Source organism: uncultured Campylobacter sp., from assembly GCF_937973075.1.
Lineage (GTDB): Bacteria > Campylobacterota > Campylobacteria > Campylobacterales > Campylobacteraceae > Campylobacter_B.
This window is the reverse complement of record NZ_CALBWL010000016.1, coordinates 1-8,785: the sequence shown is the minus strand read 5'-3', so window position 1 is coordinate 8,785 and position 8,785 is coordinate 1. Positions and strand designations below refer to the sequence as shown.

Annotated in this window: 9 protein-coding genes; 6 read left to right on the top strand and 3 right to left on the bottom strand. The window is 45.3% G+C overall.

Going from position 1 to position 8,785, the window contains the following annotated elements; all coding sequences use genetic code 11:
- The 3 genes from Q0274_RS01865 to Q0274_RS01855 all read right to left on the bottom strand — a co-directional run.
- Positions 1–1,084 (bottom strand): hypothetical protein (locus Q0274_RS01865; protein ID WP_298027208.1); only part of this gene is annotated, 1,084 nt, incomplete at its 3' end.
- 73 nt (positions 1,085–1,157) lie between these two features.
- Positions 1,158–1,310 carry a hypothetical protein gene (locus Q0274_RS01860; RefSeq protein WP_298027205.1) on the bottom strand — a complete coding sequence of 51 codons (153 nt, stop codon included), beginning with the start codon at positions 1,308–1,310 and terminating at the stop codon, positions 1,158–1,160.
- A 452-nt stretch (positions 1,311–1,762) separates the two neighbouring features.
- Entirely contained in the window at positions 1,763–2,653 is an 891-nt protein-coding gene (locus Q0274_RS01855) for a peptidylprolyl isomerase (RefSeq protein WP_298027202.1), read from the bottom strand.
- A gap of 84 nt (positions 2,654–2,737) precedes the next feature.
- On the opposite strand from Q0274_RS01855, the gene gltX reads away from it, so the two are divergent.
- The 6 genes from gltX to Q0274_RS01825 all read left to right on the top strand — a co-directional run.
- Positions 2,738–4,117 carry a glutamate--tRNA ligase gene (gene gltX, locus Q0274_RS01850; protein ID WP_298027199.1) on the top strand — a complete coding sequence of 460 codons (1,380 nt, stop codon included), beginning with the start codon at positions 2,738–2,740 and terminating at the stop codon, positions 4,115–4,117.
- A gap of 1 nt (position 4,118) precedes the next feature.
- Entirely contained in the window at positions 4,119–5,375 is a 1,257-nt protein-coding gene (locus Q0274_RS01845; protein ID WP_298027196.1) for a malic enzyme-like NAD(P)-binding protein, read from the top strand.
- Between the two features lie 45 nt (positions 5,376–5,420).
- On the top strand, positions 5,421–6,869 hold the full coding sequence (locus Q0274_RS01840) for a nicotinate phosphoribosyltransferase (RefSeq protein ID WP_298027194.1): 1,449 nt from the start codon (positions 5,421–5,423) through the stop codon (positions 6,867–6,869).
- Positions 6,862–7,233 (top strand): hypothetical protein, encoded by a 372-nt coding sequence (locus Q0274_RS01835; RefSeq protein ID WP_298027191.1) that lies wholly within the window; start codon positions 6,862–6,864, stop codon positions 7,231–7,233. Before Q0274_RS01840 ends, Q0274_RS01835 begins: the two co-directional genes overlap by 8 nt.
- 78 nt (positions 7,234–7,311) lie before the next feature.
- Positions 7,312–8,004: an MqnA/MqnD/SBP family protein gene (locus tag Q0274_RS01830; RefSeq protein ID WP_298027189.1), complete on the top strand. Its 693-nt coding sequence runs from the start codon at positions 7,312–7,314 to the stop codon at positions 8,002–8,004.
- A partial coding sequence (locus Q0274_RS01825; protein WP_298027187.1) for a Glu/Leu/Phe/Val dehydrogenase dimerization domain-containing protein occupies positions 8,001–8,785 on the top strand: 785 nt, incomplete at its 3' end. The genes Q0274_RS01830 and Q0274_RS01825, both read left to right, overlap by 4 nt.

The window sequence follows — 8,785 nt, the reverse complement described above, 5'->3', positions numbered from 1 at the left end:
CTTTATGATAAAAATCTATATAAAAAATCAATGAATAAATAAGGCTTAATATAGTTTTTTCTCCAAAGCTGAAATCCGAAAAGTGTCTTCCTGTTTCATCTATGACATCTAAATCGATGAATGAAGGTAGGCTAGATAAGATATCATTTAATTCATCATCGCTTCCGGATTTAAATTTCATCAAATCTAGTTTGCGGTATTTTTCCATAGCATCGATTAATTTAGCTAGCTCGTATACATCTTTATGTAGAGCATTTGAATTTTCTCTAAATAATGAGGTTAGATTCTTCTTATTCTGCAAATGTTCTTCTATCCAACTACTAGATAATAGCTCTCGAACAAATCCTTCAAATTTATTTTTGTCTTTATTTAAAACCCTAGGCTTGTGGTATAGTTCTTGTAACTCTAATTCTAAATCTGATCCTTCGTTTTTAAAAAAGTAAGTTTTTATTTTATCAGATTCGTTATCTTGGTTATTCATAGATATAATAAATGCAAATAAGTATTTTTTTAGCGATTCTATAGATAAAGATAACTTTAATTGAAGTACTATATTACGAACTGTTGCATTTGAAATTCTACTTTCCAATACGCTCTGGTTTAAGGATATTTTTATATTATGAGGTATAAATTCAAGGTTCTTTTTATCTTTAAATATACCATTTAATACTTTTTTTATGCCAATTTCTTTATTATTTTTTATTTTAAACATATTGAGCAAATATTTATTATAAGCTTGTCTTATATCTAATATGCCATTTGTCTTATCGGGGAATAGAAATGCATTTGCAATATCTGTCGGTTTTTGATCATCGCTATATAGCAAATAGGCAAGGTCCTTGTATCTTGTTATAAAAGTACTGGGCATCTCTATTGATGGATTATAAAGAATATTGAAAAATTTTTCTTTTCCTAAATCCTCAGAGTAATTTTTGCTATAATTTGGATTAATTTTAGGCTTTTCCAATCTCGGATTCACATCATCGCTAAGGTATATAAAAAATTTTTCCTTCTTCTTATCATATATTAACAGCCATCCACTCGAAGGGATTTCTGTTCCAGAGCCTCCTTTGTATGCGAGCATAGATAATAAAATAAATTCTACTATACTGCTTTTGCCGCTTCCATTAGATCCTATTAGAGCATTTACTTTTATATTATCGGGGGAAAATATCGATATAGTTTGGATTTTCGTCTATAGTTAGTTCATTCTTCTCGTAATCATATTTGCATTTAAATTTCGAACCTAAGTTGAAGCCTTGCTTTTCAATATTTTTATGCTTCTCTATCCAAAGATACACTAGCTCCATTTTTATTGCTCCTTGATATAAATTGATCTTTTTTGCTTAATGTTTCCTTTGATTAATCATCCGCACGCAGCAAAAACGATCTGTTGCCGTCTTGTCCTGCGCCGAGACCTACCGCCGTGTCGCCTATTTCGGGCAGCTCGTCCATCCACACCCGAGTTTCTAAGCTCATCGGACAGAGCTAAATTCGACTTTAACCCTCCGTCGTAGTCGTAAATCAAAATCGAAATTTGCTCGTCGCCGTCGCGGCGCACCAGCTAAATTTGAGCCGCACGGGGTTCGAATTTCGCGTAGATGATCACTTTTAAGTTCGGTAAAATTTTTGATCGTTATCAGCGCAAAGCCTTTAAATTTTATCAAAAATTTTATGCGCGAGCGGACAAGCTGCGCGCTTGCCCTCGCGTTATCGGTGTTAAATTCTATAAAATTTAATGTATGGCGGCAGATTTTAAAATTTACTGCCTTTTTTGCACTTTAACTTTTGGGGCGGTTTTTGCGCCTTGCGATTTTGCCTGCGGACGCTCGATAATGCGGATATTAGCGTTTGAGCGGAGTCTGTCGTTAAACTCGGCGACAGCTTTTTTGCGCTCGGAAGTTACGTAGCCCTCGATCGCCTTGTCTTGCACACTGTCAAAATCAAGCGTGCGAAGTCCCTTTTTGTCGTTTACGTAAAACATCTCGTAGCCGTTGCGCGTAGGGATGATCGGCGAAAATTTGCCCTGCTCGACATTCGTGACGATGTATTTGAGCCCCTCATCCATTTGATTGGCCTTGAGGGTTCCCTTCATCACATACACGTCGCTCGGACGGAGCTTTGGATTTGTGCGGATCTTATCGAGCGGAGCTTGCGATTTTGCGATGTAGCGGGTGAGCGTGATGCTATCGAAGGTTGTAAATAATGAACTATTTTGGCTGTAAAATTTTTTAACATTTTCGGGGGTCGTGCGGTGCTGTACGTCTGCGAATATCGAGCCATAGAGCTTTTCTTCAAGCAGTGTGCGGCGGATATTTGCTTTAAAGTCATCGTAGTTCATGCCTTGCTTTTGCACGGCGGTTTTGAGTTGGTCTAAGCTAAGCTTATTTTGATCGGCGATCGCTTTGAGTCTCGCGTCGATCTCCGCGTCATTTACCGCGATGCCGCGGCGTTTAATCTCGGATTGTTGCAGCTTTTGCCCGATTAAAATTTCCATCGCAGCTTGCGGCGAAGCGCCCGTTAGTTTTTGAACTTTGGCTAGTTCGTAGCCGGTGATGGGCTCATTATCTACCACGGCGATGACGCCGTTTACTACTTCGGCATTTGCACAAACGGCACATATCATTGCGGAAAAAAGCAGTTTCTTTATCATTTTTAACCTTTATTTAGTCTTTTTGCTTTATAATTACAAGATCGCGATTATAACATTAAATGGTAATTTTTGCAAAGGAATTTTATGATAGTAACTCGTTTTGCGCCGAGTCCTACGGGATATTTACATATCGGCGGACTTAGAACGGCGCTTTTTAGTTATCTTTACGCTAGAGCAAACGGGGGCAAATTCCTGCTGCGTATCGAGGACACTGATTTGAAGCGCAATTCGCAGGAGGCTGCTAAGGCGATCGAGGAGGCCTTTAAGTGGTGCGATCTGGACTATGACGGGCAGATCGTGTATCAAAGCTCGCGCTTCGATCTTTACAAACAATATGTCCAAAAGCTGCTAGATGAGGGTAAGGCGTACAAGTGCTATATGAGCAAGGACGAGCTTGACGAGCTGCGAGCGCAGCAGGAAGCTCGCAAAGAGCGCCCGCGCTACGATAACCGCTATCGCGACTTTACCGGCACGCCGCCTGCTGGGATCGAGCCTGTAGTGCGTATAAAAGCCCCGCTTAGCGGCATGATAGAATTTAACGACGGCATCAAGGGCGAGATAAAATTTAATGCCGCCGATATTTTGGACGATTTCATCATCGCGCGCTCCGACGGCACGCCTACGTATAACTTTACGGTCGTGATCGACGACGCACTGATGGGCGTCACGGACGTGATCCGCGGCGACGATCATCTAAGCAACACCCCGAAGCAGATCGTGCTGTATAACGCGCTAGGCTTTAAAATCCCGAAATTTTATCATGTCGCGATGATCAACGGCGCCGACGGCAGCAAGCTAAGTAAGCGCCACGGCGCTACCGACGTGATGGAGTATAAGCGCATGGGCTATCTGCCGCAGGCTCTGCTAAATTTCTTAGCGCGCCTGGGCTGGAGCCACGGGGATGATGAAATTTTTAGCATGGAGGAGATGAAGCGATATTTCGATCCTAACCATATCAGCAAGAGTGCCAGCACCTTCAATCAAACCAAGCTTGAGTGGCTAAACGCGCATTATATTAAAAACTCTGACGACGACGAGCTTGCCGCGCAGCTTGTGGAATTCGGCGTCGATATCCGTTCGCACGCGAAAAAACATCTCATCGCGCAGCAGTACAAACAGCGCGCAAAGACGCTAGTGGAGATGGCCGAGGGCATTAAAATCCTTCTAAATCGCCCGAGCTGCTACGACGAGAAGGCGTATAAGAAATTTGTAACCGAAAGTTCGCTAAGCTTACTCGCAAAATTTTCGGATACTCTAAGCGCAAATTTAAATGCAAAGGAGTGCGAGGAAAGGACGATGGGGTTTTTGGACGCAAACGGCGCCAAGCTAAAGGATCTTGCTCAGCCGCTGCGCGTCGCGATCACGGGGGGGAGCGTAAGTCCGTCGATTTTTGAAATTTGTGAAATTTTAGGAAGCGACGAAGTTAAAACGAGAATTTCAAATTTAATCAAAAAAGGATTATAAAATGGCTAAAGTAAACGTTGAAGCGGCTTTGAAGTACCACATAGGCGGTAAAATTGGAACGAATGTAAAAACCCCGTGCGCTACGGCGGAGGATTTGGCGCTTGCATATACGCCGGGCGTCGCGGAGCCTTGCAAGGTGATCGAAGGTGATCATGAAGCAGCGTTTAAATATACGAATAAAGCAAATCTCGTAGCCGTTATCACTAACGGCACGGCGGTTTTAGGCCTCGGAGATATCGGCGCAATCGCCGGAAAGCCCGTAATGGAGGGCAAGGCGGTTTTGTTCAAAAAATTCGGCGGCGTCGATGCGTTTGACATCGAGATCGACGAAAAAGATCCTAAAAAGATAATTGAAATTTGCAAAGCGCTTGCGCCTACATTCGGCGGTATAAATTTAGAGGACATTAAAGCTCCGGAGTGCTTCGAGATCGAGCGCGAGCTACAAAAAGCCGTCGATATCCCCGTCATGCACGACGATCAGCACGGTACTGCGATGATTACGGGCGCAGGGCTAATCAATGCAGCCCTTATCAGCGGCAAAAAGATCGAGGATATGAAGATCGTAGTCAGCGGCTCGGGCGCTGCTGGCATAGCGTGCGCAAAGATGTATCGTAATTTAGGCGCTAAACATATCATAATGCTCGATTCCAAAGGGGTGATCCACAAGGGCCGCACCGATCTTACCGAGCAAAAGAAAGAATTTGCCCTAGACACCGCAGATCGCACGCTAGAGGACGCGATTAGGGGAGCCGATATGTTTTTGGGCCTTAGCAAGCCGGGCGTTTTAACTAAAGAGATGGTAAAGACTATGGCGCCGCATCCGATCATTTTTGCGCTTGCAAATCCGGTACCGGAAATTTATCCAAGCGAGGTCGAGGAAGTAAGAAACGACGCGATCGTAGGCACGGGCAGAAGCGACTTTGCAAATCAGATCAATAACGTTTTGGGCTTTCCGTATATCTTCCGCGGCGCGCTTGACGTAAGAGCCAAAAAGATCACCGAAAATATGAAGATTGCGGCGGCGCGCGCGATGGCAGATCTTGCTCGCGAAGAGGTTCCTGCGGAAATCCGCAAGATGCTGGGCAAAGATAACTTAAAATTCGGCAAAGACTACGTGATCCCAAATCCTTTCGATCCGCGCGTATTTGCCGTGATCTCGACGGCGGTCGCAAAAGCTTCTGTAGATGACGGCGTTGCTCGCGTCAAAGACTTCGACGCTGCAGCTTATAAAAAGAGTCTGGAAGCTAAAAAGCTATGATTTTTTGCTCCTGCACGAGGCGAGATTAAATTTTAAGAGGCGAAAATGAAAGATTTGGCTTTACTTACCGATTTTTATCAGCTTAGCATGATGCAGGGCTATTTTTTTACAAAGCCCGATCAGACGGCGGTTTTTGACGTTTTTTATCGCAAAAACCCAAGCGGCGGCGGTTACGCGATATTTTGCGGCCTAAGCGAGGTCGTGGATTATATCGAAAACTTAAAATTTAGCGAGGACGATATTGCGTATCTAAAAAGTTTAAATTTATTTAAGCCGGAATTTTTGGAATTTCTAAGAGGCTTTAAATTTAGCGGCGAAATTTACGCAATGGATGAGGGGCAGATCGTATTTCCGCACGAGCCGCTAATTCGCGTCAAGGCAAATATCATGGAAGCACAGCTCATCGAGACCGCGATCCTAAATACTATAAATTTTCAAACTCTCATCGCTACGAAAAGCTCGCGCATCAATTTTAGCGCTAAGGGTGATTCGGTGATGGAGTTTGGCTTGCGCCGCGCTCAGGGGCAAAGTGCCGGCATCTACGGCGCAAAAGCTGCGATTATAGGCGGTTGCAGTGCCACGTCAAACGTACTCGCCGCAAAGAAATTCGGCGTCCCTGCGATCGGTACCCACTCGCACTCGTGGATTCAGAGCTTTGATAGCGAGCTGGAGGCATTTCGCGCCTACGCTAAAATTTATCCGAACAGCACGCTTTTGCTTGTCGATACCTACGATACTCTCGCAAGCGGCGTGCCGAATGCGATTACAGTTTTTAAAGAGCTTCGCGCGAGCGGTCATGAGCCGCTTGGAATTCGCATCGATTCGGGCGATCTGGAGTATCTAACCAAGCAGGCGCGTAAGATGCTCGACGCTGCGGGCTTTGAGAACGCAAAGATCACCGCATCTAACGATCTAGACGAATACGCGATCGATCAGCTCAAGCTTTTCGACGCTAAAATCGATAGTTGGGGGATCGGCACGAGGCTCATCACCGGCGGAGATAGTTCGAGCCTCGGCGGCGTGTATAAGCTAAGCGGTATCGAAAAAGATGGCGAGATCGTGGCTAAGATCAAAATTTCAAACGATCCGCGCAAGATCAATAACCCCGGCTATAAGCAGGTCTTTAGACTCTACGACAAAGATAACGGCATGGCACTTGCCGATCTGATCGCGCTTGATGAAGAGAGCATAGACGAGAGCGCGCCGCTTGAAATTTTCCATCCTCTTTACACCTACAAGCGTAAAATTTTAACGAATTTCAGCGCGCATAAGCTCTTACGTCCCGTTTTTAGGGAGGGCAAATTCGTAGGCATCCGCCGCACGGTAAGCGAGATCGCGCGTTTTAGCAAGGAGCAGAAGAGCAAATTTTGGCTTGAGCACCTTCGCAACGTCCATCCGCAAAGCTACAAAGTAGATCTCTCTCAAAAGCTTTGGGATATCCGAAAATCACTCATCAACGAGTGTAACCTCAATTTAAAGGAGAAATATGTTTAAAGTTCTATCGTGCGCCGCTTTGGCGTTAGTTTTGCTAGGATGCGGCTCAAACCAGCTCCGCCAATCCCCGGATAGCGCTATGAATAAGCAAGCACAGAGCGAAAAAACTATAACCAAAGAGAATGCGAAGACCTTCTATTTTGTCGATGACAAGGGCAAAAAACTATCGCTTAGCTCAAACGACGATTTCAATACCGCCGTGTTAAAGGACGATAGCGGCAAAAGCTACAACCTCAAGCGCGAGCGTGCCGCAGACGGCATCTATATGGAAAACAAAGACGGAGTGAGTATCCACTTCAAAAAAGGTGAGGGCATAGTGGAGTTTAGCAAATACAAATCCATCCCGATCACCGAGGTCAAATAAACTTTAAAATTTTTGGTTAAATTCCGATTTAGCGCCGGAATTTAACCCTCTTTTCCTGCGCTAAATTCGGAGAAAGTTATGTTATTAGGCAAAATCGATTATCTAAATTTGCTCCCATTTCACGTATTTTTAAAATCCCTTCCGCTGCCGTCTTATGTTAAAAAATCGATAGAATTTAAAAAAGGGGTGCCGAGCAAACTCTGCGCCGATCTTTATTATAGGCGTATAGATGCCGCGGTAATCTCCAGCATCGAAAGTCGCCGCGCAAAATACCGCAAGCTGCCTCTTGGAATCGTCGCAAAGCGGGAAGTGCTAAGCGTGCTCGTGCACAAAAACTCGGCGCCCAGACTCGATCCCGCGTCTATGAGCTCAAATATGCTGGCTCGCGTGCTGGATCTTCGCGGCGAGGTGCTAATCGGCGATAATGCTCTAAAGGCGCTGCTTTCGCAGGGCAAGGATAAATTCTACGATCTGGGCGAAATTTGGCAGCAGCGTACGGGCTTGCCCTTTGTTTTTGGGCGGCTGTGCTGCGTGAAAAACGATAAGGCTTACGCGCGCCTGGCGACGAAATTTTTACGTTCGCGCATTAAAATTCCAAGATATATCCTGCAAAGCTACGCCCTTTCGCGCGGCATAAAAGAGCGTGAAATTTTAAATTATCTAAAATTTATAAGCTACAAAATCGGCGTCCGCGAGGAGCTGGCGCTGAAAAAATTTATCGCTAAAGCCAAAAAATTAAAATTTAATCCAGTTCAAAAGGAGGAACTATGAAGTCTTACATCGACGGCTTGCTGCTAAATTTAAAGCGTGCCAATCCCGGTCAGGAGGTCTTTATCCAGGCATCGACCGAAATTTTATACTCGCTCATACCGCTTCTAAAGCGCGATGAGAGGTATGTGAAAAATAAAATTTTAGAGCGCATTTTGGCGCCCGAGCGCACGATGATGTTTCGCGTCGTCTATATGAGCGACGGCGGCGAGCCCTGCGTGCATACTGGATATCGCATAGAGTTTAACTCCGCTCTGGGCCCTTACAAAGGCGGTCTGCGCTTTCATCCGAGTGTAAATTTGGGCGTTTTAAAATTTTTAGGGTTTGAGCAAATTTTTAAAAATTCCCTCACGGGTCTTAATATCGGTGGCGCAAAAGGTGGCGCAAATTTTGATCCCAAGGGCAAGAGCGACGGCGAGATTATGAGATTTTGCCAAGCTTTTATGCTTGAGCTTCACCGCCTAATCAGCTCCAATACCGACGTGCCTGCGGGCGACATCGGCGTGGGCGGCCGCGAGATCGGCTATATGTACGGCGCGTATAAAAAGCTCACCCGCAGATTCGACGGCGCGCTTACGGGCAAGGGGCTAAGCTGGGGCGGCAGCCTTGCGCGCACCGAGGCTACGGGCTACGGATCGGTCTATTTTGCAAACGAGATGCTCGCTACCAGAGGCGATTCGCTGCACGGCAAAATTTGCACAATTTCAGGCGCCGGCAACGTCGCGATCTACACAGCCGAAAAGCTCTATCAAATGCAGGCTAAGCCCGTTACAGTAAGCGATTC

What these genes read in the sequence shown, in the direction of transcription:
- Q0274_RS01860 (WP_298027205.1), bottom strand. Translation starts at nt 1,310, where the DNA reads ATGGAGCTAGTGTATCTTTGGATAGAGAAGCATAAAAATATTGAAAAG.
- Q0274_RS01855 (WP_298027202.1), bottom strand. Translation starts at nt 2,653, where the DNA reads ATGATAAAGAAACTGCTTTTTTCCGCAATGATATGTGCCGTTTGTGCA.
- gltX (WP_298027199.1), top strand. Translation starts at nt 2,738, where the DNA reads ATGATAGTAACTCGTTTTGCGCCGAGTCCTACGGGATATTTACATATC.
- Q0274_RS01845 (WP_298027196.1), top strand. Translation starts at nt 4,119, where the DNA reads ATGGCTAAAGTAAACGTTGAAGCGGCTTTGAAGTACCACATAGGCGGT.
- Q0274_RS01840 (WP_298027194.1), top strand. Translation starts at nt 5,421, where the DNA reads ATGAAAGATTTGGCTTTACTTACCGATTTTTATCAGCTTAGCATGATG.
- Q0274_RS01835 (WP_298027191.1), top strand. Translation starts at nt 6,862, where the DNA reads ATGTTTAAAGTTCTATCGTGCGCCGCTTTGGCGTTAGTTTTGCTAGGA.
- Q0274_RS01830 (WP_298027189.1), top strand. Translation starts at nt 7,312, where the DNA reads ATGTTATTAGGCAAAATCGATTATCTAAATTTGCTCCCATTTCACGTA.